This window comes from Thermostichus sp. OS-CIW-26 (assembly GCF_054058395.1).
On record NZ_JBSSAG010000031.1, the window covers coordinates 1 to 24,956 of the forward strand.

Consider the following 24,956-nt stretch of genomic DNA (forward strand, 5'->3'; position numbering starts at 1 on the left):
AACAGAAAGATCAACTGGTAGTAATCCGTACTGAACATATTATACATTATTTTCAGTATAGTTGAGCTTATTATTGACTAGAGTCATGCTCCACAGATCCCTCAAGCTGGCAAGGGATCGCTATGATTTCAGCATAGTCTGAATCCTTCTGGGGGAGGGCTGGCTTGGTTGTCCGGATCCCTCCAACACCAGACGACTAGAATGAGTAGGAAGCAGATTTGCCTATTCCCAGCAGCATCACCCACTCAGCAGGGCCGTCTTTTTCCTTATGCTAGACGCTTTACTGATCGCGATCTTCATGTTGGCCGGGGCTGGTCTCGGGTTTTACGGCCTGGATTTGCTCCCTCCTGCCGCCATTCAGGGGGCCAATGTGGAAGGAGCCCGTGTCGTCACCAGCGGCTTTGGCGTGCTGGCAGGACTGGCTTTGGGATCCCTGGTGCGCTGGAGCTACCGTCGCTTCGAGGCCAATGTGCGCTCCCTGCCGCCGGACGTGTTGATCAGCCGCTCGGTGGGGTTGGTGATCGGCTTGGTGATCGCCAATCTGGCCATGGCTCCTGTGTACTTGCTGCCCTTGCCTCCCCAACTCAACAGGTTCCTCGAGCCACTGGCTTCGGTCTTTTTCAGCTTGGCCTTTGCCTATCTGGGGGTCAGCCTGGCCGATACCCACGGCCCCTCGCTGCTGCGGCTGTTTAACCCCAACTATGCTTTGCAGGCAGCCCTCTGGGCGGAGGGCAATGTGGTGGCTGCCACGGCCAAGGTTTTGGACACCAGCTCCATCATCGATGGCCGAGTGGCTCAGTTAATCGAGACAGGTTTTTTGGAAGGAACCCTGGTGGTTCCTCGCTTTGTGCTGACGGAATTGCAGACCATCGCCGACAAAGCCGATGCCCAAAAACGAGAGCGGGGCCGCAAAGGTTTGGATACGCTGCAGGCTCTACGAGAAGCTTACCCCGATCGTTTCGTCATTCACGAAGCCAACTATCCAGATCTGACCACTGTCGATGAAAAGCTGGTGCGCCTCACCCAAACCGTGGGGGGAACGCTGCTTACCACCGATTACAACCTGAAGAAGGTGGCGGCTCTGCAGGGGGTCAAGGTGCTGAATGTGAATGAGTTGGCCGAGGCGCTGCGGCCCATCTATGTTGCCGGCGACAGCTTTGATATCAAGATCACCCGCGAAGGAAAAGAGCCAGGTCAAGGGGTAGGCTACTTGGAAGACGGCACCATGGTGGTGGTGGAAGAAGGGCAGCGCTCTGTGGGCAAAACCCGCTCTGTGGTTGTGACCAGCGCCATTCAAACCTCGGCAGGCCGCATGATCTTCGCCCGCCTCAACAAGGATCCTGCCCCACTAACCCGCCCGGCCTCTGATCCCGCCAGCCCGGCTTCCTCTGGAAAAACCTGAGTTTTGGCCTACGTTCCCCTAGCGCAATGGTGGCTTCATCCCAAATGGGCGCCCTCCGACCCACTCCGATGTTCTACACGCAGGATCGCCAGAGGCGCTTCTGGAGTTTTTACTGGGAAGATGCCGAGAAATATGGCATCCACCCTCAGCACATCGTGAGCGGACAGCAAATCTGGGAGGTGGCCAACGCTGGAGAGTACGAAGCCAAGCTCAACCAGGTCTTTGCAAGCGGGGATCCCCTCTCCTACGAATGTCAGGTGCTCTCGCCCCGCTACAAGTTGCATCTCCATCTTTCGCTCAACCCTGTACGGGACATGGAAGGGGAGGTGGTGGCGATTTCGGTGGTGGGCAAGTTGCTGGGGGCTACGCCTTTTGCGTTGGCCGGAGGAACCAGCAGCCCCAACAGCCAGCCCCATCCTGTCCTGGCCGACCCGGTACAGGGGATCACGACGCAGTTGGTGCGCAACATCCGGCATTCCCTCGATATCCGGCAACTGTGCCAGCAGACCGTGGAGCAGTTGGGGCAACTGTTTGAGGTAGATCGCTGCCTGATGGCCCTCTACGAGGTGGGGCAAGACTCCCTCACGGTCAATGCCGAGTACCGCCGCCATCCTGGGGATCCCTCCCTGCTCCACCAGACCCTGAAGCTGGCAGATTACCCCCATTTGTTGCAGGCCCTCAGACAGGAAGAACCGGTGGAGGCGGGGCGACATCTGGCCATTGCCATGTCTTACCAGGGCTACGCCAACAGCCTGCTCTGGCTGGAAATGCTGGATCCGAACAGGGTTCCTGTTTGGCAGCCAAGCCACATTCAGGTGCTCCAGAGCATTGCCACCTACCTGGGCGCAGCCATTGCCCACGCCATTTTGCTGGATCAAAGTCGCCAACTGGCAACCCGCTTGCAGTTAGCCAACCAAACTCTGCGTCAGAAAAATAAGGAGCTGGAGCAGGCCCGTGCCCAAGCGGAATCGGCCAACCAACTGAAAAGCCAATTCCTGGCCAACACCTCCCACGAGCTGCGCACCCCCCTAAACGGGATCATCGGCTTTATCAAGCTGGTGCTGGACGGGATGGCCGAAAACCGCGAAGAGGAGCTGGACTTCTTGCAGGAGGCCTATCGCTCTGCCCTGCACCTGTTGGCCCTGATCAACGATGTGCTGGATATCGCCAAGATCGAGGCGGGCAAAATGCAGTTGGAGTTCCAGCCCTGCGACCTGCGAGCTTTGTTTAAGGATGTGGAGGCCAAGACCAGCTTGCAGGCCAGCCAGAAGGGCCTACAACTGAGCTTCCACCTGCCCAACACCTCGGATCAGATTTTGCTCTTGGGCGATTACCAACGCCTGTTGCAGGTGATGCTCAATTTGGTGGGGAATGCCATCAAGTTTACCCCCAAGGGCTCGGTAACCGTGCGAGCGGATATCCTGCCCGGCAATCCGGGGTTGGCCCGCATCCGCGTCATCGACACCGGGATCGGGGTATCGCTGGAAAAGCAGCAGAAGCTGTTTCAGGCCTTCACACAGGTGGATGGTTCCACCACCCGCCAATATGGGGGGACGGGCTTGGGCCTGGCCATCAGCCAACGCCTGGTGGAGGCGATGGGAGGGGAAATCAATTTCTACAGCCTGGGCGAAGGGCTGGGATCCACCGTCACCTTTACGGTGCCCCTCTACCGCAAGCCGCTCCTGAGCGGGGATCCGAACCCAGAGGCGCTCCCTGCTCAACCCGCCCGAGATAGACCTGAGGATGCGGATCCCACCTTGATTTCTGTTCCCAACTCAGTCCAGCGATGACCCACCCGGCCATTTCTCCTTCAACCGCTCTGGGTACCTCTCGGTTGCGGCGCAGCACTGCGCGAACATTCCCCCATGCCCTATCCTCGTAAACGGTTTGGTCAGCATTGGCTCAAGGATCCCGCTGTTCACGAGGCGATTGTGCGGGCTGCCCAGTTGAATGATCTGGAGAGAGGGGCGGATCCCACTTGGGTGCTGGAGATCGGCCCCGGCACCGGCCAACTGACGCGGCGATTGCTGGCCCAGGGCGCCCAGGTGGTGGCGGTGGAGATCGACCGGGATCTGTGCCGACTGCTGCGAAAGCGCTTCGCCGACCAGCCCCGCTTCCACCTGGTGGAAGGGGATTTTCTTCGCCTGCCGTTGCCCCCTCAACCCCGCCTGCTGGTGGCCAACATTCCCTACAACCTCACCGGATCCATCCTGGAAAAGGTACTGGGATCCCCAGCCCAGCCGGTTCGGCAGTTCGAGCGCATTGTCCTTCTGGTGCAAAAAGAGCTGGCCGAGCGCTTGCAGGCCGGCCCCGGCAGCAAAGCCTATGGTGCTCTGAGCCTGCGGACGCAGTATTTGGCCGATTGCGAGCTGATCTGCAGGGTGCCCCCCACCGCTTTCAAGCCCGCCCCCAAGGTGGAATCTGCTGTGATTCGCCTCACCCCCCGCCCCGCCCCCACCCCCGCCCGGGATCCCCGCTGGTTTCACCAACTCCTCCGGCAGGGGTTCTCCACCCGCCGCAAGAAGCTCGTCAATGCCCTGGGAAGCTTGGTGGAGCGAGAAGCGGTTGCAGCAGCTTTGGCTCAGCTCCGCCTCAACCCCGATGCCCGCGCCGAAGAGCTGGCCCTGCCCCACTGGCTGGCCTTGAGCGACCTGCTGCTGGAGAAAGCGCCCAAAAGGGCTGTTGTTCTTCAAGAGGGGCAGGAACCAGGGTAGGGTAAGAGAGGGAAGCTCAGTTGGATAGATCTCAAAATCCTCTGAGTTTTTTTGCACTCCCCTCCACAATTTGTTTTGGATCCCCTTCGCCAATGCAGGTGCATCCATGCAAAGCAACCAAGGCAAGCAAATCCTCTTGACCGGTGGCACAGGCGGGCTGGGTTTGGGGGTGGTTCCCGTGGTGCTGGCCAGCGGAGCAGAGCTGACCTTGACCTATCGACAAGAAAAAGATCTCACCATTTTGCGGGAGCGCCTGCCGGCCAATGCTCTGGATCGGGTTCGCTTTGTGCAAGTGGATTTAACAGATGAGGCGGCGGTTGCCCGCGTCATTGCCGACCTACCCCGCGTGGATGGGCTGATCCACCTGGTGGGGGGCTTTGCCATGGGCCCCACCCACGAGTACAGCTTGGCGGACTGGTATCGCGACTTCGACCTCAACCTCACCACCACATTCCTGACCTGCAAGCACAGCCTGCGCAGAATGTGGCAACAGGGCTATGGGAGGATTGTAACGGTGGGATCCCGAGGAGCGGTGGAGCCGGGCCCGCAATTGGCCGCCTACTGCGCTTCCAAAGCGGGGGTGGTGGCCCTGACCCGCACCATTGCCGCCGAAACCCAAGGCACCGACATCACGGCCAACGTCATCCTGCCCAGCATCATCGACACGCCGGCCAACCGAGCTGCCATGGGATCCGAGCGAGCCAAGCTGTGGGTCAAGCCAGAGTCCATCGGGCAGGTGATCGCCTTTTTGGTCTCAGAAGCAGCGCGGGATCTGCGAGGGGCGGTGATCCCGGTGTATGGCAACGTCTAGGCAACTGGTTGACCAAGCCATGAGCCGCCATTCATGATACAGAATATGCACTTATCCCTATCCAGTTCTTTTCCATGCTGAAGCGATTATTCTTGGGTGGTTTGCGCCGGCAAATCGGTCGCATTGAGGTGGCAGGGGCCATTGATGGCAAAACTCGCGAGCGGGTTCTCAAGGCCCTGAAAGAGGTGGAAGAAAACCAGATCCCTGCTGTGGTGCTGCGCATCGACAGTCCAGGCGGGACGGTGGCCGACTCCCAAGAAATCTACAATGCCCTCTTGCGTTTGCGAGAGAAAAAGGGCACCCGTATTGTCGCCAGCTTTGGCAACATTGCTGCCTCTGGGGGGGTTTATATTGCCATGGGAGCCGAAAAAATTGTTGCCAACCCAGGAACAATCACCGGTAGCATTGGTGTGATCATTCGAGGCAACAATATCGAACGCCTCCTGGATAAAGTGGGGATTTCATTTAAGGTAATTAAGTCTGGCCCCTACAAAGATATTCTCTCGTTTGATCGCGAGCTGACCCCAGAAGAGCGAAACATCCTGCAAGAGTTGATCGACATTACCTACGGCCAGTTTGTGCAGACGGTTGCTGCTGCCCGCAAGTTGAGTTTGAATGTGGTCAAAACTTTTGCCGATGGCCGCATTTTCAGCGGAGAGCAGGCCCTCCACTTGGGTGTGGTGGATCGCTTGGGCACAGAAGAAGATGCCCGCCTTTGGGCGGCAGAGCTGGCGGGTTTGCCGACGGATGCGAAGTTCTACGACCTGCTCCCGCGGCGCAGAGGTTGGTCTCGGTTTTTGCCGGCAGCAGAAGCCTTGGCCCGTCTGCAGTTTGAAGTGATCACCTCGGGCTTGCCCCTGTGGCTTTACACAGGTTCTTGAGGCAGTTCGCGAACAGCTATTCCGGGAAGTTTAGCGTTCTGTACCGCACAGCCCCCACCCCCGGCCCCTCTTCCAGAGGGAGAGGGAGTTTAACTAAAGTAGCCCAACTCCAATTGCCGGGCCAGATCCAGCAGCCGGTGGGCCAGGGTTGGCTTGGTTGCCAATGGGATCCGCTCTGGACTTCCCTGCTGGGGGATCCAATAGCCTTGGTTGTGGCTGCTGCCAAAGCCGCTATCCGGTTGGTCGATGGGGTTGGCCACAATAGCATCCAGGCCCTTCTGGCGGAGCTTCTCTCTGGCCGGTGGCAAGGGATCCCCACTTTGGGCGGCAAAGCCGATGAGGCGTTGGCCAGGGCGTTTGTGGCGGGCCAGGGCTGCCACCAGGTCAGGGATCGGCTCCAACGGCAACATCTGGGGCAGTTCGGCTTTAGGCAGCTTCCCCGGATAAACCTGGGAGGGGCGCACATCCCCCACAGCAGCAGCCATCCACAAGAGATCCGCCTGGGGAAATTCCGCCTGCAAAGCCGCTTCCAGTTGGGCTGCCGTTTCCACTCGAATGGCCCGAATGCCAAAGGGTTCCGGCTCAAAAGGGATCCCCAACGGCCCATGAACCAGCGTCACCGTCGCTCCTCGGCAGGCCGCCGCCACCGCCAGCGCCACTCCCATCCGACCACTGGCCGGATTGCCGATAAAACGCACCGCGTCAATGGGCTCCCGTGTCCCCCCCGCCGTCACCAACACCCGCTTGCCCTGCCAATCTTTTTTCCCCCCTGTCCAGAGCAAAGCCCGCACATACTCCTGCAGCGCCTCCGGCTCCAACATGCGCCCTTCCCCCACCGCATCACAGGCCAGGCGGCCACTGGCCGTCGGCAAGGCCCAAAAACGGGGATCCTGCTGCAGCCGCTGCCAATTCTCGGCTACCTTCTCTGCCTTCCACATCTGCGTATTCATAGCCGGTGCCACCGCCACCGGACACCGGGAAGCCAAAACCACATTGGTGAGCAAGTTATCCGCCAGCCCATGAGTCAACTTGCCCAAGGTGTTGGCCGACAAGGGTGCAATGAGGAGAGCCTCCGCCCATTCCCCCAACTCGATGTGCAGCGGTCGTCCTCGTGTTGCCTGCCAAAAGGCGGCATCCGTAAAAGCCGGCTGGCGGGACAAGGTGGCAAAAGTCAAAGGAGAAATAAAATGTTCCGCAGCTTTTGTCAAAACCACCTTGAGCTCTGCTCCCTGCTGCACCAGAGCAGACACCAAAGCTGCCGTTTTGTAAGCAGCAATCCCCCCGCTCACCCCAATGAGGAGACGCCGCCCCGACCAAAAGGGATCCATATTGAGTGACACGCAAACAGCCTTGTTTCCAGTTTCCCTGCTTTTGCTCAATTCCGGCGGCAAAGCGGGGATCCCTCGCCCAAAGATACTTTGACTTGGACGGATGACCCTGTCGAGAATAGGGCCTGAGAGCCTATCATTCCCCATTTCAGCCAAAGTCTCCCCCATAGGTTCTGGCCTTTAGAGGGAATTCCCCACTGCTGTTTTGCGCAACCAGCCCTCAGATCCCATTGCAGTCGCGCACTCATTCCCTCTAATTAAGAAGAGTTGGATCAAACTCTATTGCAATCGCTGTTTGTTTCTGGCTACACTAACAGTTGTCCCTAAAACCATCTTGATATGGCTACAACCAGTAAACCAAAACCACTCACTGGCCAAGAGCTCCTCGACAAGGTAACTTCAATGGGAAATGCGGATCGCAAGGAAAAAGCTCGCGCCTGTGGTTATGTCACCTACACCAAGAATGGTCAGGAGCGAGTGAATCTGATGCAGTTTAACAACGCCCTGTTGAAGGCCGTTGGCGTGGATCTCGGCGCTAGTGACGAAAATGGATCCCGTGGCCGCGCTCCTACCTTCCGGGTTTCGGTTCATAAGAATGGCAACCTCCTGATTGGAGCTGCCTACACCAAGAAGATGGGCCTCAAGCCCGGAGATGAGTTCGAGATCAAGCTGGGCCACCATAACATCAAGCTGGAGCGGGTCAACTGATTTGCTGTCTCCCTGGATGCTTTTCCCTGCTGGTGAGTTCATCTCAGCTTGGGTAAAGCCTTTGGTATTCCTTTCGGCCTCTAGGGGCTTGGGAGCAGCGACCTCTTCCCTTCGCTCCGGTGCTCATTGTCTTTCTACTTTTCAGAACAAGGGATCCTCATGATCCGCTGGGGATCCCTGGCAGTTTGTACCTCATCAATGGCTGAAGTGTGGGCAAGTTCGCTATTCTGACAACAGTTGAATTGAGTCTGCAACAATGAACACTCCGACCGTGCCAAATGTCTTTCGCCATTGGCGGCGGTGGCGAACTTGGGCGGGGCTGTTGTTGTTGGCAGCAGCGTTCTTTGTCATCGAGTCTCATCGGCAAGTTTGGCCTCAGTCGAATGCTTCTCAAAGTCAGGCATTTTTGGAGTGGGTGTCTTCCCAGCCTACCCCCGAACAGCAGGATGTTTTTGTGGATGGAGTCATTCGGCTGCAATTCAATCGGCCACTGGATCCCAATCTACAACGTCTGGCGGTTCAGTTGGATCCGCCGGCAGCGGTTATTTTTGATGTGCAGGGAGACGAGTTGTTGCTTAAGCCTCGGGATCCCTTGCGCTTTAGCACCCGTTACACCCTCACGCTTTCTCCCCAAGAGGGGCTGCCCCTCGAGCAGGCCATTCAGCTGAGTTTTCGCACCGAACCGCAATTTACCTACGAACGGGATGTCAAACCGCTGCTAGAAGCCAGTTGTGTGGGTTGCCATCAGCCGGCAGGACGGCAGCGCACCCAGTTGCTGGACAGTTATGAGGCCACGATGGCCTATGTCAGGCCCGGGGATCCCAATAGCGAGTTGATCAATCCCCGGTGGACGAGCCGCCACGCCTACATCCTCAACGCCATTAACCCCAACCGCCCCCAAGTTCGCGGCGGATCCCCTGAGATTGCTTACATTCAGGCCCGCGGGCTGCCCCTGTCCCGTCTGGGCTTTTGGACGCCGGAGGAAGTGGAGATCGTCCGCACCTGGATTGTGCAGGATGGCGCCCCCCGCACCAGCGCCCGCTTACAGATGGGCAACTGAATAAGGCATCTGGAACCCAACCCCCACTGCCATGACCCCTCCTCAACCTTTGGCCACCGTGATTCAGGGATCCCTGAGTCGAGGGCTGGAAGCTCGCCTCAATCCCGGTGTCTCGGTAGAAGACTTGCGGGTGGGCAAATTCGTGGTGATCCAGGGGCAGCGCAACCGCTTCTTTGGCCTGCTTACTGACGTTACCCTAGAAACCAGCAACCCCCAAATTCTGGTCAATCCCCCCCGCCCGGAAGAGACCTTGCTGCAGGAGGTGCTGGCCGGTACCGGTACCTATGGCATTATTGCCCTCACCCCGATGCTGATGTTGGTGCCGCGGCAAACGGAAGGGGAAAGGCTGTATCCCCTGGTCAATCCCGAACGGCCAGAAGCGTTGGCAGCTCCCCTCGGCCAAGAACCCCCTTCCGCTGGCGCCATGGAGCTGCTGCCCGTGAAAACAGTGCCCGCCCATTTTTCACAGGTGTATGAGGCACGGGAACTGGACTTTCGCACCGTCTTCGGCTGGGAAGACGACCCGGAGCGGCGCAACTTTGCTATCGGCCAGCCCCTCGACATGGCTGTGCCCATCTGTTTGGACTTGGATCGCTGGGTGGAGCGCAGCAACGGCATTTTCGGCAAATCGGGCACCGGCAAGTCCTTTCTAGCCCGCCTGATCCTGGCCGGTATCATCCGCAAACGGGCGGCGGTGAACCTGATCTTTGACATGCACTCCGAGTACGGCTGGGAGGCGGCCAGCGAAGACAAGCACGCCACTACTGTGAAAGGCTTGCGGCAGCTCTTTCCCGGTCAGGTACAGATCTATACCCTGGATCCCGATTCCACCCGGCGGCGAGGGGTGCGGGATGCGCAGGAGCTGTTTATTGCCTACAACCAAATCGAAGTGGAGGATCTGGCCCTGTTGGCAGAGGAGCTGAACCTATCGGAAGCCAGCCTGGAAAACGCCATTATCCTGCGCAACGAGTTTGGCCGCGACTGGATCAGCCGCCTCTTGAGCCTTTCCAACGCCGAGATCCAAGAGTTTTGCGAACAGAAAATGGGCAACAAAGCCTCGATGATGGCCCTGCAGCGCAAGCTCACCCGCCTTGACAACCTCAAGTACATCCGCAGCACCCTGCCCCACAACTACATCGGCCAGATTTTGGATGCCCTCAGCCGCGGCATTCACGTGGTTATCGAGTTTGGATCCCAGTCCAACTTGCTTTCCTACATGTTGGCGGCCAACGTCATCACCCGCCGCATTCACCAGGCCTACGTACATCAGACGGAGCGGTACTTGCAATCCAAAAATCCCCTCGACCGGCCCCGTCAACTGTGCATCACCATCGAGGAGGCCCATCGCTTTTTGAATCCGCGGGCGGCCAAGCAGACCATCTTCGGCACCATTGCCCGCGAGATGCGCAAGTACTTTGTCACGCTGCTGGTGGTGGATCAGCGCCCTTCCAGCATCGACAGCGAAGTGATGTCGCAGTTGGGCACTCGCATTACGGCACTCCTCAACGACGACCAAGATATCGAGGCGGTGTTCACAGGGGTGGCGGGCAGCCAGAACTTGAAAACGGTGCTGGCCAAGTTGGACTCCAAACAGCAAGCCCTAATTCTGGGCCATGCCGTGCCCATGCCGGTGGTGGTGCAAACCCGCCCCTACGACCAGCGGTTCTACGCCGAAATTGCCGATCCTGACTGGTCTCAGGCTGAGGATGCGGAGGTGCTCCTGGCCGCTCAGAAGGCCAAGGAGGAGCTGGGACTGTAGGGAGAGCATGACTCTAGTCAATAATAAGCTCAACTATACTGAAAATAATGTATAATATGTTCAGTACGGATTACTACCAGTTGATCTTTACTGTTTACTTTCGAGTCTGCCAACATGGTAGCCAAAGCAAAGCAGAAAATTGGTAGTAAGACGACACGGAAACTGCGCTTTGGGTATTCTACTCAAAGCTTTGCGGGATACCGCCATTCTGGTTGGAAACAAACAGAATGCTATCGCTGCATAGTTGAACAGTGATGTTCAGCAGTGTTCAGCGTAAATGTATCAGCTCCCCCAAAGTCCCGTCATCAAGCACAGCAGCAAGCACCGCAGGGGGGGGAAGGCCATCATCCCTCTCAGGATCCACCGCCGCATAACCACTACGGGCCAGTAGGAGTTGGAGAAAGTGCGGGTGAGCAGATCCGTGAAGAGCAGCACCACCCAGTTTTCCCAGCGGCGACGGCGACCGTAGCGGCGCAGGACTTTGACATCTCCCAGATCCTCATGCCGTCTCCAGGCGTCTAGGAGCACCTGGGCCAGGGCAGCGGCGTCGCGGATGCCGAGGTTGAGCCCTTGGCCAGCCACCGGATGGCAGTGGTGGGCGGCATCTCCCACCAAGGCAAGACGATGCTGATAGTAGCGGCGGCTTTGCCGTAGGCGAGCCGGGAAAACCTGGGGCCGGTTCAGCAAAGTGAGCTGGCCGCTCTGACCGCCGTAGTAGCGCTGCATCTCGGCCAAGAAGTCGGCCTGAGGAAGGGCCAGGGTGGCTTTGGCCTGCTCGTGGGGCATGATCCAGACCACCTGACAGCGGTTGCCGGGCAGGGGCAAGATGGCGAAGGGGCCGGCAGGCCAGAAGCGCTCGTAGGCAATGTTTTGGTGGTCTTGGGAAGGGGCCACCAAGGCGGTGATGCAGGACTGCCAATAGTCCCAGCCGTCGCTAGGGATCCCTGCCCACTGCCGCACCTGGGAGCGCAGGCCGTCGGCGGCGACCACCAGGGAGGCCCGCAGTTGGCGACGCCCCTGGGCCGTTTCCAGCTCTACCTCGGCTGCAGCCTTCCCATAGGTTACGCTCTCCACCTTGGCTTCGTAGTAGCAGCTAATTTTGGGATCGGCAGCCACCTGCTCCTGGAGCGCCTGCTGCAGCCAGGCATGCTCGCCACAGTAGAAAACTGCCGCTTCCCCCACATCCTCCGGTCTAAACGTCACCCGCTGGGGAGCGTTGGCGTCGGTTAAAATCACCTGAGCAAAGGGCGTAATGTGGGGAGCCAGCGCCTCCCACACCCCGACGGCCCGGAAGATGCGGATTGACAGCGGCGAAAGGGCATAGGCCAGGGGGCGCTGTTTGACTGCCTCAGCCGACTGGGCCTCAATGAGGGCCAACCGCAGGCCGGATCCCCGCAGGGCACAAGCTAGGGTTAAGCCCGCGATGCCTCCGCCGACGATAATCACGTCGTAGAGGGCTGCCAAAGTATCCGGAGTGGGAGCAAGAGTTGTCATCTCTCTTATTCTCCTATTGGCTATTCTCCTATTGGCTGCTGTGGGCAACCACTTCTGTGCGGGTGGAGTCTGCCGACGTGGCGGCTCGCACGGCCCGGAACATGCCAAAGCGGCAGAGGCCAGTGCCGAAGGCCAGGCGCATGAGCAAGAAAGTGGGCACCTCCCGTAGCGACTTAATCAGGCCCACCAAGCCAAACTTCAGCAACCCTTCGGGACGGACAATGCCCTGCCAGATGGAATCCAGCCAAGAGGGAAGGGTCTCCTGAGTCCAGTCGGCGGTTTCCACTCGTCCTGCCACCAGGCCAGTAGCCTCCAACTGCTCGGCAAAGCCTTCGATGCTGGAGAAGGAAGGGTGTGACCATTGATCCAACAGTTGCCGCATCACCAGCCGCTCCCAAAAGTTCAGGGGCTTTTGCCGGTCGTCCCGCTGGTTCCAGTCCGCCACCACCAGGATTCCCCCTGGCTTCAACACCCGCAGCATCTCTTGGGCATAGCGGGCCTTGTCCGGCATGTGAGGCCCTGCCTCAATGGACCACACCACATCGAAGCTGGCATCGGGGAAGGGCAGGTCGAGGGCATCTGCCACCTGAAACTGGACAGGCAGATCAGGGGGGGTGAGCTCCTGGGCCCGCTTCACCTGCTGAGGACTGATGGTGATACCGGTTACAACAAAGCCGTAGTCGCGGGCCAAGATGCGGCAGCTCCCACCAATGCCGCAGCCCACATCCAACACGGTTGTCCCTGCAGGCAGTCGATCCAACCCACCCCAGCGCACCATCTCGTGGACAAAGTCGTGCTTGGCCTGCAGAAAATTTTTTCGTTGGGGAGGAGAGCCGTAGTGGCCTAGGTGAATGTGTTCGCCCCAGTAAAACTCTAGGATCCCATCCCGAGTCCACTCGTCGTAAGACTTGGCCACAGAGGCGGGAGACTCGTATTTGCGAGCAGTCAACAGATAGGCTGCCAAGCCCACGGCCAGCAGCACAGCTATGCCCAAAGCCCAAAAGATTGGATTCATCGGATCAACCATGAAGTTTCTATGATATGAAGTCCCTCTGCGTGGTGGCGATCATTGTCAGTTGGATGGCGGAGCCACAGGCAGAGTGCTTTCCGGTGTGGGGTCTGCCAATCCAGCCCAGCAAAGGCGCAATCCCATCTTGCCCCATCTGCTGGCTCAAGATGGAGTCTGGGGCAAAGGGCAGCTGGGCGAGATTTTCCAGCACGATTCCAGCATCCGTTGGGGTCGCTGCCATCACCTGCTGGATGGGGTGTTCCAGGGGTGGCAACCTCAACAGCAGCGGCTGCTCCTTCACAAAAGGTTGGCGGCGTAGCGAGCAGCTCCCCTCAGCCCCACCTGCGCATTCACCACCACCTGCACCGACAGTTGCTCTAGAAGAGGACGCATCCGCCCCTTATCCAAAAACGAGGACAAAAACTCCCCTTGATGCAGTAGGCGCAAGAGCTTGGGCGCGATCCCCCCAGCGATGAACAGGCCCCCGCGCGGCAATAGGTGTAGGGCAAAGTTCCCGACTGCAGCCCCGTACAGGCTGATGAAAAGCCGCAGACACTCCACCGCCAGGGGATCCCGTGCTTCCATGGCAGCATTGGCAATTTGGGCTGCCGGGTCAATATGCTTAGCTCCCTTTTCCCAAGCCTCAATTTGGGCCAGCAGCTGTTCTTCTCCTGAGCCCCACTGGCTATCCCGCAAAAATTGATAAATGGCAACGATCCCCTGCCCCGAGACCACCCGCTCGGTGGAGACACGTCCGTGCCGTTTTTGCAAATACCTCAAGAGCTCCCACTCCAGAGGGGTGCGCGGGGAAAAGTCCACGTGACCGCCCTCGCTGGCATGAACTTGGTAACCCCCTTCTCCCCAGGTAAGGTAAGCCTGCCCCAAACCCGTGCCTGCTCCCATCACGCCAATCGGAGCCCGCGGTTGACGCTCACCCACTTGCAAGGTGTCCAGATCCTGGTCGCCGAGGGCAAGCACGCCATACCCTACGGCGCTGAAGTCGTTGATCAAGGCTACGCGCGGGATCCCCAGCTCTGCGGCCAATTGGCTCGACTGCAGATCCCAGGGCAAGTTGGTCACTTTGGCAGTCTGTCCCTCAGACCCTGAGCCCCTTGTTTCCAGAACCGGGCCGGCCACTGCAAAACAGGCGGCAGCAGGCTGTGGATCTCGCCCCAGCTCCCGCCGAGCCTGGGCCAGAAACTCTCCCACCATTGGGGCGAGGTTGGCGTAATCTTGGCTGGTATAGCGGCAGTGGTAAAGGCTGTGCTCGGGATCCTCGGCATTGACAAGGCTGAGGCTGGTTTTGGTGCCCCCGATGTCTCCTGCCAACAACAAGTCCATACAGTTTCCTCCGGCCAGCACCTCCTTCCCACCCTGACATCTCTGGAGAGAGAATGCCAGGCCCCCAAGGCTTCCCCGCTCCTGCTGGGGAGAAGAGGGAAGGGCAAAGAAGGTGCTATGTTAACTGATGTGAAGTTTTTTAATATCGCATTTTGTCTTCTACACCTTTTTTACCCCCTCTCCAAGATGAGCCTCTGCTGTCCTCTGAGCGTTTGGCCGGGCTGGATCCCCGCCCTCTCTCGGCTCAAAGGCGTTTTCGATCCCACCATGCCATTGGGGGAGTGGCAGCTCTGCTCGTGAGTCTGCCCGTTTTTGTGCAAGCGCCCCTGGTGCGATATGCCCCTTGGGTCAGCTTGGTGATGTCTTTGGGCTGGTTGGGCCTTAGTTTGCATCTCTACTCACAGCCCCGTACCCGCCTGTGGGGAGATTTGCTGTACGGCTTTACCCTGACTTGGCTGGCAGGATCCCTGTATTGGGGATGGCTGCGCTTTGAGCCTCTTTGGCACATGCCCATGGAAGCCTTGGGGATCCCGATTGTCTGGTGGGGGACACGGCGACGGTTTGCCCGCATCGGTACCTGGTTTTATCTCGGCTCCCTGTGGGGTACGGCGGTTACAGATCTCTACATTCACTCGGTGGGGCTGCTGCCTGAGTGGCGGCAGGCGATGCAGTTTGACCGGTTGGAGCAGGCGGTTGTCCCTTTTAGGGCGGCCCTCGACAAAATGGCTACCCCCTGGGGCCTGGGTTGGGGCATCGGCTTGGGCCTTCTGTTGCTGGGTGTTGGATTGTGGAGAGTCCAGGGATCCCGCCGCTTGCACCATTGGGCATTTGCGGGAGCAGTGCTGAATACCCTGTTGGTGGATGGGCTATTTGGCTGGGGGGCAGCTCTGCTGCGGTGAGCTGGGATATCCCCAAACTCTGCTTCAGGCAGGAGTAGGAATAGGGCTGGGAGCTCCATCGGACTCCGTCCTGCCAACGTCGGCGGCAGCAGGTGCAGTTGCCGGCAGTGTAGGTTCTGGCCCGGCAGGAGACCACTCCGGTGCCGGTGCGGGCTGAGGCAGAAAGTCGATGACCTCCCAAGTCTTGGAATCCGGTGAGCTGTAGGCCAGCAGCCACCGTTCGGGCACGGTTTTGACGCGGTCGGGCGAGCGTTGTGTAGCAACAGTTTGTGCCTTTTGGTGGGCCAGGGTGAGCTGGAAGGGATCCCCTTTGCGGCGATAGGGGCGGCGGGATCCCGGCGGATGCACGATTAGGGTGTAGGTACCGCTGAGGTGATGGCCTTCCAGGGTTTCTCCTGAGACTAACAGCAAAGGTTCACGGCGATCTTGGCGGATTTTCACATCCTGCAATTCCAGATGTGCCGACAACCGGTCGCTGCCCACTAAGGATCCCACCGGCCCGGACACATGAGCGATCTGATAGGCGAGGGCCTGCTGCACAATCGGTTTTGGCGGCCTGGGGCCACAGCCGGCCAGCAGCCCCACCAGCACAATAGCCACAAGGCTAATCGTGCCCCGCAGAACTGATCCCCTACAACTCCACCCCAGTTTTGGCATCGCTTCCCCTGAGGCCATCAGACGGTAACTAAGGTGGGGTGTTGCTTCAGGTATTCCGTATTCACGCCGGACTCGCGGGTGAGAGCCACCAGGCCGGTACGGGCGATCTCGCGGATGCCAAAGCTGGTCAACATCTTGATGATGGCCACCATTTTGCCGGGATCCCCGGTTACCTCGAGAGTCAAAGACTCCTCTGCCACATCCACAATCCGGGCGCGAAACATTTGGGCCACATCCATGATGGCGGAGCGGGTATCGGGGCTGGCGTTAACTTTGACCAGCATCAGCTCCCGTTCCACGCAGGGAACATGGGTGATATCGGTAACTTTCAGCACGTCGATGAGCTTGTAGAGCTGCTTCGTCATCTGCTCCACATCGTGTTCATCTCCCTGCACCACCATGGTGATGCGAGAGATCCCCGGTCGTTCGGTGGGGCCAACGGTGAGGCTGTCGATGTTAAAGCCGCGACGGGCAAACATCCCCGCAATGCGGGTTAAAACGCCAGGCTGATCCTGCACGAGGGCGCTGAGGGTGTGTTTCACGGCAACTAGAGGATAGAGAAAAAGCTGAGAAAGGTTGGGGAAGCACCTGGGAATAACAATACCCTGAGGAAATTTTACGCCAACTTTGCCGGAATGTTTTTCGCATTGCTCCGGTCGGAGCACAGCTGCAGAGCCGGCGCCCTAGAGAAAGACAGCGCAGCCGTTAACTCTCCAAAGACCCGCGCGTAACCCCCAATTGGCTGTGTAGCTTCAGCTCCTGCCACAGTTGGGATCCGCTGAGTTGACCTTGTAGGAGTTGCTGATAGCGGTGCAGGGTTTGTTGGATCTCGGCGGGGGATTCATGCAAAAATTCGATGCGCAGATAGCGCAGGCCCAAGGCCAATAATTTCGGTACATATTCTGCCCCCGTTTGGGCCTTGCCGTTGTAGAGGGTATTCCGACAGCCGGCATCGGCCTTCAAAATGTGCTCGACATTGGCCCTGTCCCTCAGCTTCACCTCGTGTTTTTCACATGGGCGACCACAATTGGTGTAATCCGTTCCGCTGGATAAAAAGGCGCAAAAGACGCAGTGCTCCATGTGGAACAGGGGCATATGTTGATGAAGGGTAACCTCATACCTATGGGCGGGGCCGGCTTGCAGCAGGGATCCCAGTTGCTCATGGTTGAGGTCATAGGAAGCCGTCAGGCGCTCCAGGTTGTAACGGGTTTTGAGATAGTGGGCCGTGATGGGATTGGCCACATTCAAGGAAAAATCCCCAATGCAGCGCTGCCCGGCAAAGAAACGGAGATGATCGTAATTTCTCACCAAGTAGCCATCGGCCCCAGCGGCCAACACTTGCTTTAGGATCCAGGTTTCTCCCGGCTTGGTGATGCGGGGCGGAGCGACCCACAGTTCCACCTCGGGATGGGCGGCTTTGGTTGTGCGGATCACCTCCCGATAGCGGCGGGGATCCTCAAACTCCAGATAGATCTGCCTAATACCGCTGGCTATCGCCGCCGGCAGTTGCGCCGGATCCCGCACCAACACCACCAACTGCGGGGATCCCCTTGCGGGCTCCTCCTGAGAAGGCACCAGATCTTGCCAGCGAGCTTCGGGATTGAGTTGCCAGCGCGGGGGCTGAGCTCGCAGAGCTTGTAGGCGTTCCACCGCTTGTCGGCGCATCTGGTTGAGCAGGCTCACCGGCAGCATTACCTCCCCCTGCAAGGCATTGTGCAGGGATCCCAACTTGAAGGGAGTGGAGCCCAAACGGCCCAGTTGCTGTCGCAGTTTTTCGGTGGTGAGGGGTTGGCGGTGGGCAGCTTCCAGGGGCAGCGGCGAATCCACCTGCACCGTATGGCCTTGCTCATCCCGCAGGATCAGCGTCAGCGGGGATCCCACTTGGCCGTGAACCTCCATGTGGACGGGCCGCTGAAAGCGGGGGTGATCCCCGGCGTAGCTCTGGCGCAGGCGTTTTTCCAGTTCCGGGTCGCTGGTCTTCCAGAGGCGATCCCCCACCCGCAGACGTTTGAGGTCAATGGCCCCCTCTCCAAAGCTGATCCAGGCCAGCCCCTGCTTCTCTTGCACCCGGTAAACTCGCCCCCCCTGCTCCGGCAACTCCGGCTGCCCCTGGTCAAACACCACGCCGTCCCCAGCTTTGAGGGGTGCCTCCAGCCGGATCCCCACCTGATCCTGTTGGATCCCCACCACTTGCCCCAGGTAAACCCCCCGTTTCTTGCCAAACCGCGCGTGCACCAGCTCCTGGTTGTTGATGCCCCGCAGCCAGCCTGTGTAGAGCCCACGAGAAAAGCTCATCTCCAGCTCGTAGCGTTCCTGTTGCGAGGGCTGCCACGGCTGTCCCACCCCCAGCGCATCCAAGGCCTGCCGATACACCCGCGTTACATTGGCTACATATTCTGGGGATTTCAGCCGGCCCTCAATTTTCAGACAGCGGATCCCCAGCTTCACCAGCTCCGGCAGCACCTCCAGCCCGGCCAAATCTTGAGGGCTGAGCAGATACCGCTTTTCGCCTAAGTCGCGGCGGATCCCGTCTACCACCAGCTCATAGGGCATGCGGCAGGCTTGGGCACATTCCCCCCGATTGGCCGAACGCCCCCCCAGCGCCTCGCTGGTCAGACATTGCCCCGAGTAGGCCACGCACAACGCCCCATGCACAAAGACCTCCAGAGATAGGGAGGATCCCTTCTCTTGCAGATAGGCCTGGATCTGGGCGATTTCCCGCAGCGAACATTCCCGCGCCAGCACCACCACCTCACAGCCCAGCTCAGCGGCAAACTCCGCTCCCACTCCACTGGTGATGGTCATTTGCGTGGAAGCATGGATGGGGAAATCGGGGGAAAGATGCCGGATCAGGCGGGCGATGCCAATATCCTGCACAATCACCGCATCCACCCCCGCCGCAATCATCGAGCGGATGTATCCCTCGGCTTCCGTCAGCTCCCTTGGAAAAACCAGGGTATTTAAAGTAACATAGCCCCGTACCCCCCGCCGGTGCAGCCAGGCCATCAGTTCCGGCAAATCCGCTTCCGTAAAGTTGCGGGCGCGCATCCGGGCGTTGAAGCGCTCCAGCCCAAAGTAAATGGCATCGGCTCCGTTTTCCACTGCCGCCTTGGCACACTCCCAATCCCCCGCCGGGGCCAGCAGCAGGGGCAACTTGGTGGTCAGAGGCGGCGCCTCAAAGTGATCCGTTTCCGCGAAATCTATCCCAGCAGCTTTCATCGGAAGACAGCCCCACAAAGAGAACAAGGGATCCTTTCCCATTCAAAATCAAAAAACCTGAGAGCAGGATCCCCTTGTCTCAGGTCAAGCTGCCTCTGCCGGCGGCCTCTTAACAAAAAACTCGTTCCGTCCGCAAAGGGTCTAGGTGACATACTCCCATCGCTGACCCTACGGGTACAGGGTGGGCTTCTCGCTTCATCGGGGAGCTTTCGCAAGAACCCTCAGCGAGCAGACACGGGATGTCCCACCGCGTAGTCGCACCAGATTCCGGCAAAAGCCGTTTTGTGCAACTGCTCCCATCATACACCATGTGGGGGTATCTGTATCCCGGCACTGACCCTACGTACAGTACGGGGCTTAGCTACCCCCACACCCCCATAAGCTAAGAAGCCACCAGCACATTCAGGATCCCGGTGAGGACGGCGCTGAACAAAGCCAACGTTAGGTAGCGGCCAACAGCCGGGTTGTCACCCAGCAGCCGATCGGAAGCGCTGATGGTGAAAAACAAAGACCAGGCCTGAGTAGCGTTGATGGTCTCAAATTGGTTGAATTCAGCGGTGAAGATCTTAGCCATGACTCAATGCTCCCTACAGCTGTGGGTTCGCACCCCTACCTTAACAAAAGTTAACAGCAGCTGCCACGTTTGCGCGGCTACATCAGGACACCGCCGAACAAGGCTGGAATAGGCAGCGTTTTATGGGAGAGCTGGGTACACAACCCTCGGAGGGATCTGCATCTAGCGTGGATCAGTTGTATGCGACTCCGTATATAGTATTGGGTGATGCGGGATCCCCACCCAAAATAGGGGCTTTGCCCCTCGACAGAGGTCGAGCAGATGTTCTAGCCTTGGCTTCTAGGGTGGCCCAAGAGCGCTCTTCAAGATAGGTGTGCCGGGGTGTTGTCAGCGATGGCCAACCGGGATCCTAAGGCTGAGAGTGTGCCGCATCGCTAGCCTAAGCCCTGTTGAGCGGGTTTAATCTAGGCAGCTTTTGATTTGCCCCAGGCTGTTGGTTAGTACTTAGGAAGCTGACCCCATAGCAACCAGAACAAGGCGCGATGCCGGGAGTTGAGATGAGAATGACGCGTTGTAATGTAGTATCGCCTGTGCGCTCCCTCTGCCGCTGTGCAGCTCAGGTGGGCGGCGTAGCCGGGATCCTGATCGGAACAGCTTGGGGGGGCTTGGCTGTAACTCCCGTTTGGGCTCAGGAGAGTGCTCTACTGGCTCAGGCTGCGGCAGGCCCCATGAGCCGGCAAGAGGTGGCGGAGCGGCTAAATCTGGTGCCTGTTTTTGCCATTGTGTCTCAGAACGGCACCCCCGTTGTCGCCAATGTGGAGCGAGATGGCCGCACCATCCAAGTGGTTTCCTTCTGGCTGGATCAAGCCCAAGCCCAGCAAGTGTTGGAGCAGGTGAAAGCCAGCAACCCCGAGATAGCCAGTCAAGCCCGGGTAGTGCCTCTCTCGCTGGGGTATGCCTACGAAAAATCGGAAGAGGAGCGCGCCAAGAATAGTGACCTGTATTTTGAGGTGGTGCCTCGGGCTTCTGATGTGGAGGCAGCCAAGCAGGTGCTGAAGGAAACCGGACAAGATGTGCCTGCAGAAGCGATTGGTGTGCCTCTGTTCTATGGCCGCTCCGGCGAGGGGCTGCTGACCATCGAGCAGGATGGCCATGAGGTGGTACCCTTCTTCTTCGACCGCAACGATTTGCGGAGGGCCTTGGATCGAGCGGCAGCGCAGAACCCGGATGTGGTTGGGAAAACCCAGATTGAAGTGACCTCGCTGGCCATTGTGGTAGAGCGTATGCTGGCCCCCGACGCACAGGCCGATGTGCAGAAAATTGCCTTTATCCCCTCTCGCTCGGCGCTGGAGTATATCCAATCCCTGGCCCGACCGGCCAATCCTTCTGCAAGTCCCCAGCCTCAGCGTTAACCTAAGCCCCTGATGGGATCCCCGTCTGCTCTGGTGAAGCGGTTAACAGAGTGGCGTGCCCAAGCCCTGAGGGCGGCAAAAGCGGCTGGGATCCCTGCCGAGGAAGTGGAGATTTTGCTCAGGGAACGGCTGGGGTGGGGGCCATTGGAGCGGTTGATGGGTCGCGCTCCGGCTGGGGAGGGGGATCCCCTGGAGGAGGTGCAGGCCCTTTGGCGGCAAAGGGTGGAAGAGCGCATCCCCCTACAGTACCTGTTGGGCAAAGTTGAGTGGGCGGGCTTGAGCTTGCGGGTGACGCCGGCGGTGCTGATCCCACGCCCGGAGACCGAGCTGCTGGTGGAGCAGGCTTCCCTTTGGCTACAGGCCAATCCTCTGCCGCCGGGATCCTGCTTTGCCGACCTGGGCACAGGTAGTGGAGCGATTGCCATTGCGTTGGCCCATCAGCACCCCCAGTTGCGGCTTCTGGCCGTGGATTCCAGCCCAGAGGCCTTGGCTATTGCAGCAGACAATGTGGCAGCCCACCATCTGCAGGAGCGGGTGAAGTTGCTGCTGGGATCCTGGTTTGTGCCCTTGGATCCCTGGCGAGGACGGCTGCGCGGCCTGGTTTCCAACCCTCCCTACATTCCCTCTGCTGAGCTGGCCTCGCTCATGCCAGAGGTGCGACTGCACGAGCCACGACAGGCTCTGGATGGCGGAGAAGATGGCCTAGCCCACTTGCGGCTGTTGATTCAAGCAGCACCGGATTACTTGGCCCCGAACTCCTTTTGGGCGGTGGAAGTGATGCGAGGCCAAGCCCCTTGGGTGGCGGAGCAGTTGCAAGCTAGAGGCTGCTATCGGCAGATCCAAGTTCACCGAGATCTGGCCGGGGTTGAACGGGTGGTCAGCGCCCACTTCGTCGGATAGAAAAGGGTAGGATCCCATAAGATGGGGTATCGCCGGAGCCGGAACTGTCCAAAACTTAAAGCTCCGAGCCCACAGATCTGAGCACGGATGGGATCCCCTGTCCTTCGCCAGGAGCACTTCTTGAGGGAGCCTTCGCCTACAGCCAAACCCGACCCACCCTTACAGCAGGCCGCCCCTGCCGACGGGCAAGGAGCCGTGGATTGGCAGTTTGCTTTTGAACGCTCTGAGGTGATGCGAGCCTTTCAACAAGAGTTGCTCGTCAGCATCGGCCATGAGCTGCGCAATCCCCTCAGCAGCCAGATGGGATCCCTGCAGTTGGTGCTGTCAGATCTGTGTGATTCCCCCGAAGAGGAGCGGGAATACCTGCAAAGTGCCAAAGAGGCGGTAGAGCGCCTGATCAAGCTGCTTGAGGAATACACCCGCCTGGCTCGCCATGACCTGCCCATCCAACCTCTGCGACCGGAACCGACCCGACTACGCCCCCTCCTGCAGGATGTGTACAGCCTAACTCGCCTACAAGCCCAGGATCAGGGCATTCGCTACGAATGGCCGGTTCTACAACCAGCCCCAGCCTCTGAGGTGCCCCTTCTCCCCGATAGCCTCACCGTTTGGGCGGATCCCCACGGCTTGGTACAGGCGCTGCTGGGAGTGTGTCGCTGGGGCATCCGCACCCTACGCTACGGTTCGATGGCTCTGCACCCCTATCCCGCCCCAGAAGGAGAGGGACGACTGTGCCTAGAGTGGAACCTTGAGGGGAGATGCCATGTGCCCATTCAGACAGAGGGCTGTGCCGCCTGGCGGGTAAGCGAGCGGCTCCTGAGAGAAATGGGAGGCCAGCTGGAACTCTGCGAAAGCGGCCCCTACCGAGTTGGCATCAAGGTAACCCTGCGCCTCGCCCATTGAACCCCAGGCCAGAGGGACTTGGGCCTATCGGCTTCTCAAAGCTGGCCAGTTGGCATCTGCCTTCTCGATCAACCCGGGGATGTCGCGCTCCCAGTTGCGCTGTACCCGCTGGTTGGCGTTCAGGTACAGCTTGTCATCGACGATTTTCCAGGCAAAGGGATCCACCGGGTAAAGGTAGTTGTGGGCCACGGCCCAGGCACAAAACCCGCCGTACTGGGGGGCAAAGCGCTCTGGGTCGTTGCGAAACCGCTCCCGATTCTCGGCGCTGGCAAACCTCCAGGTCACCCCTCCCCACTCCCATTCATACTCTGGGGATCCCTTGACCGGCTTGCCGTCGATGAAATAAGCCACCGGGTCATAGCCCCGCAGGGCCAGGCCATCCGTTGCAAAAAAGGGGCCCGGGGATCCCTCCTCGACAGCCCCAACGACCTGTCCTTGGGCTGGGAGAGACAGGAGCCAAGCTGGGTGAGAAGCAACAGCCCCAACCATCAGCAGCAGCGGGATCAAAGCCCAACGATTTTTGACCATCACAACCTCCCAAGTCCTCAATCGAAAATCGAAATGAGCAAGAAAGCCTTACTCTTCCCCTTCAGGTTCCAAAAGACATCTGACAAAAGACATCTGAGGAGATGCTGGCTTCCGGGGACTGGGAACAGTTTGGCCACAGCGAGGAGATTTGCCTGTGATTTGGATCTCGGAGATCTAAAAAAGCTCAACCTTCTCGGCGCAGGGCCAATTCCGCCCGATCCAGTTGCATCAGCACCCGCTCCACCTTTTCGGGGTTGAGAGGTCGACTGGAAGTGCGGTACTGGGAGGCCAGCGTGTTAAACACCGTGCGCAAAGTGGTAAAAGACTGCAGCTTATCGTAGCGATGGCCGTGGTAGCGCCCAGAAAACTCCTGGATGGCTTGCATGGCTTCCGCTCGCGCCTCTTCCGGGTTCATCAGGGGATCCCCTTCGGAAAGGACGGTGCGTAGGGTTTGGATCAAGGTCATGCTGTCTTCGTAATACTTGCCGGTGAGACGGGCAGCCTGAGCAACTGAGCTCGCTGAGCCCAGCAAAAGGGCTACAGACAGGAGCAGGCTGACAAGACGCAGAAAAAAAGTTTTGAGCATGGGGAACCTAATGTAACTTACTTTTAAGCATAAGCCACAGCAACACCGGAAGAGGAGTCACCCAAAAGATGCTGTTCACCCCCTTCAGCGACTTTCTGCAGAAGCTGGGCCAGTACGGATCCCATTGGACAATGCTGGCCCTAATCTTGGGATTTGCCTGTGCTCACAGCGGACTGGCCTACTTGCGACCCTGGGGGGAAAGCCGGCTGGGATCCCGTCTGTACCGCATCTTCTTTGCTCTGGTGAGCCTCAGTTTGGCACCGCTGTTGCTCATCTATTTTTTCAACCACCGCTACGACGGGGTGATTCTCTGGGATCTCCAAGCCGTCCCAGGCATTCGCACCACCGTTGCTCTTTTGTCTGCCCTCTCTTTTTTCTTTTTGTATCCGGCCACCTTCAACTTGCTGGAGATCGCCGCCATTCGCAAGCCGGAGATCCACCTGTTTGAGACCGGGATCATCCGCATCACCCGTCATCCGCAAATGGTGGGCCAGGTGATCTGGTGTGTGGCCCATTCCCTGTGGATTGGCTCCAGCTTTATGGTGGTGACCTCGCTTGGGCTCATTGCCTACCACCTGTTTGCCGTTTGGCATGGGGATCACCGCCTGGAGCGGAAATACGGGCAGGCCTTCCGCGATCTCAAGGCGCGCACCTCCGTGATCCCCGGCTTGGCCATTCTGCAGAAGCGACAGCAACTGCGCCCCCAAGAGTTTTTTCGCTGGGCCTATCTGGGGGTATTCAGCTTTGTATTGATTCTTTATGCTTTCCATCCCCAAATGGTTTCTGCAGCCAGCCAAGTTGCCTGGTAGCATGATCCCAAAGAACTTCTTT

General features: G+C 58.9%; 24 protein-coding genes. 14 read left to right on the forward strand and 10 right to left on the reverse strand.

Annotated features, from left to right (window positions below; translation table 11 throughout):
• Positions 1–268 precede the first annotated feature (268 nt).
• The 5 genes from ACVW0C_RS11310 (at position 269) to sppA (ending at position 5,808) form a co-directional block, all read left to right on the forward strand.
• Positions 269–1,402 (forward strand): PIN/TRAM domain-containing protein, encoded by a 1,134-nt coding sequence (locus ACVW0C_RS11310; protein WP_414412776.1) that lies wholly within the window; start codon positions 269–271, stop codon positions 1,400–1,402.
• 44 nt (positions 1,403–1,446) lie between these two features.
• On the forward strand, positions 1,447–3,192 hold the full coding sequence (locus ACVW0C_RS11315) for a sensor histidine kinase (protein ID WP_457385474.1): 1,746 nt from the start codon (positions 1,447–1,449) through the stop codon (positions 3,190–3,192).
• A 75-nt stretch (positions 3,193–3,267) separates the two neighbouring features.
• Entirely contained in the window at positions 3,268–4,116 is an 849-nt protein-coding gene (rsmA, locus tag ACVW0C_RS11320) for a 16S rRNA (adenine(1518)-N(6)/adenine(1519)-N(6))-dimethyltransferase RsmA (protein ID WP_457385476.1), read from the forward strand.
• Between the two features lie 106 nt (positions 4,117–4,222).
• Positions 4,223–4,927: a 3-oxoacyl-ACP reductase FabG gene (gene fabG, locus ACVW0C_RS11325; protein WP_414330883.1), complete on the forward strand. Its 705-nt coding sequence runs from the start codon at positions 4,223–4,225 to the stop codon at positions 4,925–4,927.
• A gap of 74 nt (positions 4,928–5,001) precedes the next feature.
• A complete protein-coding gene (gene sppA / locus ACVW0C_RS11330) occupies positions 5,002–5,808 on the forward strand; it encodes a signal peptide peptidase SppA (RefSeq protein ID WP_457385477.1) in 807 nt (268 codons plus the stop codon).
• A gap of 89 nt (positions 5,809–5,897) precedes the next feature.
• On the opposite strand, the gene coaBC is transcribed toward sppA, so the two are convergent.
• Entirely contained in the window at positions 5,898–7,136 is a 1,239-nt protein-coding gene (gene coaBC, locus ACVW0C_RS11335; protein WP_457385501.1) for a bifunctional phosphopantothenoylcysteine decarboxylase/phosphopantothenate--cysteine ligase CoaBC, read from the reverse strand.
• A gap of 339 nt (positions 7,137–7,475) precedes the next feature.
• Between coaBC and ACVW0C_RS11340 the strand changes: the two genes are divergently transcribed.
• From ACVW0C_RS11340 to ACVW0C_RS11350, 3 genes are all read left to right on the forward strand, one after another.
• Complete coding sequence (locus ACVW0C_RS11340) at positions 7,476–7,844, forward strand: AbrB family transcriptional regulator (protein WP_011432615.1); 369 nt, start codon at positions 7,476–7,478, stop codon at positions 7,842–7,844.
• Between the two features lie 256 nt (positions 7,845–8,100).
• Positions 8,101–8,904 (forward strand): Ig-like domain-containing protein, encoded by an 804-nt coding sequence (locus tag ACVW0C_RS11345; protein ID WP_457385478.1) that lies wholly within the window; start codon positions 8,101–8,103, stop codon positions 8,902–8,904.
• A 31-nt stretch (positions 8,905–8,935) separates the two neighbouring features.
• Positions 8,936–10,663 (forward strand): helicase HerA domain-containing protein, encoded by a 1,728-nt coding sequence (locus ACVW0C_RS11350; protein ID WP_457385479.1) that lies wholly within the window; start codon positions 8,936–8,938, stop codon positions 10,661–10,663.
• 282 nt (positions 10,664–10,945) lie between these two features.
• Here the strand turns inward: ACVW0C_RS11350 and ACVW0C_RS11355 are convergent, their stop codons facing one another.
• Both ACVW0C_RS11355 and ACVW0C_RS11360 read right to left on the reverse strand, forming a co-directional pair.
• On the reverse strand, positions 10,946–12,157 hold the full coding sequence (locus ACVW0C_RS11355) for an FAD-dependent hydroxylase (protein ID WP_457385481.1): 1,212 nt from the start codon (positions 12,155–12,157) through the stop codon (positions 10,946–10,948).
• A gap of 28 nt (positions 12,158–12,185) precedes the next feature.
• Positions 12,186–13,172 carry a methyltransferase domain-containing protein gene (locus ACVW0C_RS11360; RefSeq protein WP_041436329.1) on the reverse strand — a complete coding sequence of 329 codons (987 nt, stop codon included), beginning with the start codon at positions 13,170–13,172 and terminating at the stop codon, positions 12,186–12,188.
• A gap of 97 nt (positions 13,173–13,269) precedes the next feature.
• Between ACVW0C_RS11360 and ACVW0C_RS11365 the strand changes: the two genes are divergently transcribed.
• Positions 13,270–13,485: a hypothetical protein gene (locus ACVW0C_RS11365; RefSeq protein WP_148202700.1), complete on the forward strand. Its 216-nt coding sequence runs from the start codon at positions 13,270–13,272 to the stop codon at positions 13,483–13,485.
• Here the strand turns inward: ACVW0C_RS11365 and ACVW0C_RS11370 are convergent.
• Positions 13,464–14,507 carry a glucokinase gene (locus ACVW0C_RS11370; RefSeq protein ID WP_457385482.1) on the reverse strand — a complete coding sequence of 348 codons (1,044 nt, stop codon included), beginning with the start codon at positions 14,505–14,507 and terminating at the stop codon, positions 13,464–13,466. The two genes, ACVW0C_RS11365 and ACVW0C_RS11370, sit on opposite strands and share 22 nt — an antisense overlap.
• Positions 14,508–14,659: 152 nt before the next feature.
• Between ACVW0C_RS11370 and ACVW0C_RS11375 the strand changes: the two genes are divergently transcribed.
• Positions 14,660–15,406 carry a DUF3120 domain-containing protein gene (locus ACVW0C_RS11375; protein ID WP_414329009.1) on the forward strand — a complete coding sequence of 249 codons (747 nt, stop codon included), beginning with the start codon at positions 14,660–14,662 and terminating at the stop codon, positions 15,404–15,406.
• Positions 15,407–15,430: 24 nt separating this feature from the next.
• On the opposite strand, the gene ACVW0C_RS11380 is transcribed toward ACVW0C_RS11375, so the two are convergent.
• The 4 genes from ACVW0C_RS11380 to ACVW0C_RS11395 all read right to left on the reverse strand — a co-directional run bounded on the left by ACVW0C_RS11380 (position 15,431) and on the right by ACVW0C_RS11395 (position 19,856).
• Positions 15,431–16,006, reverse strand: coding sequence for a hypothetical protein (locus ACVW0C_RS11380; protein WP_457385484.1), 576 nt, complete (start codon positions 16,004–16,006; stop codon positions 15,431–15,433).
• A gap of 74 nt (positions 16,007–16,080) precedes the next feature.
• A complete protein-coding gene (gene ilvN / locus ACVW0C_RS11385) occupies positions 16,081–16,605 on the reverse strand; it encodes an acetolactate synthase small subunit (RefSeq protein ID WP_011432604.1) in 525 nt (174 codons plus the stop codon).
• A 163-nt stretch (positions 16,606–16,768) separates the two neighbouring features.
• Positions 16,769–19,282, reverse strand: a complete 2,514-nt coding sequence (locus ACVW0C_RS11390; protein WP_457385486.1) for a DUF3656 domain-containing U32 family peptidase — start codon at positions 19,280–19,282, stop codon at positions 16,769–16,771.
• Positions 19,283–19,664: 382 nt separating this feature from the next.
• A complete protein-coding gene (locus tag ACVW0C_RS11395) occupies positions 19,665–19,856 on the reverse strand; it encodes a hypothetical protein (RefSeq protein WP_011432601.1) in 192 nt (63 codons plus the stop codon).
• A 503-nt stretch (positions 19,857–20,359) separates the two neighbouring features.
• Here ACVW0C_RS11395 and ACVW0C_RS11400 point away from each other — a divergent pair.
• The 3 genes from ACVW0C_RS11400 to ACVW0C_RS11410 all read left to right on the forward strand — a co-directional run bounded on the left by ACVW0C_RS11400 (position 20,360) and on the right by ACVW0C_RS11410 (position 23,011).
• Positions 20,360–21,208: a Tic22 family protein gene (locus ACVW0C_RS11400; RefSeq protein ID WP_457385488.1), complete on the forward strand. Its 849-nt coding sequence runs from the start codon at positions 20,360–20,362 to the stop codon at positions 21,206–21,208.
• Positions 21,209–21,220: 12 nt separating this feature from the next.
• Positions 21,221–22,108: a peptide chain release factor N(5)-glutamine methyltransferase gene (gene prmC / locus ACVW0C_RS11405; protein ID WP_457385490.1), complete on the forward strand. Its 888-nt coding sequence runs from the start codon at positions 21,221–21,223 to the stop codon at positions 22,106–22,108.
• A gap of 120 nt (positions 22,109–22,228) precedes the next feature.
• Positions 22,229–23,011 carry a sensor histidine kinase gene (locus tag ACVW0C_RS11410; RefSeq protein ID WP_457385492.1) on the forward strand — a complete coding sequence of 261 codons (783 nt, stop codon included), beginning with the start codon at positions 22,229–22,231 and terminating at the stop codon, positions 23,009–23,011.
• 24 nt (positions 23,012–23,035) lie between these two features.
• Here the strand turns inward: ACVW0C_RS11410 and ACVW0C_RS11415 are convergent, their stop codons facing one another.
• Together ACVW0C_RS11415 and psb27 are read right to left on the reverse strand one after the other, a co-directional pair.
• Positions 23,036–23,539, reverse strand: coding sequence for a YHS domain-containing (seleno)protein (locus ACVW0C_RS11415; protein ID WP_457385494.1), 504 nt, complete (start codon positions 23,537–23,539; stop codon positions 23,036–23,038).
• Between the two features lie 184 nt (positions 23,540–23,723).
• Positions 23,724–24,125 (reverse strand): photosystem II protein Psb27, encoded by a 402-nt coding sequence (psb27, locus tag ACVW0C_RS11420; RefSeq protein WP_414350230.1) that lies wholly within the window; start codon positions 24,123–24,125, stop codon positions 23,724–23,726.
• A gap of 68 nt (positions 24,126–24,193) precedes the next feature.
• Between psb27 and ACVW0C_RS11425 the strand changes: the two genes are divergently transcribed.
• Positions 24,194–24,934, forward strand: coding sequence for an NnrU family protein (locus ACVW0C_RS11425; RefSeq protein WP_457385496.1), 741 nt, complete (start codon positions 24,194–24,196; stop codon positions 24,932–24,934).
• Positions 24,935–24,956 lie beyond the last annotated feature (22 nt).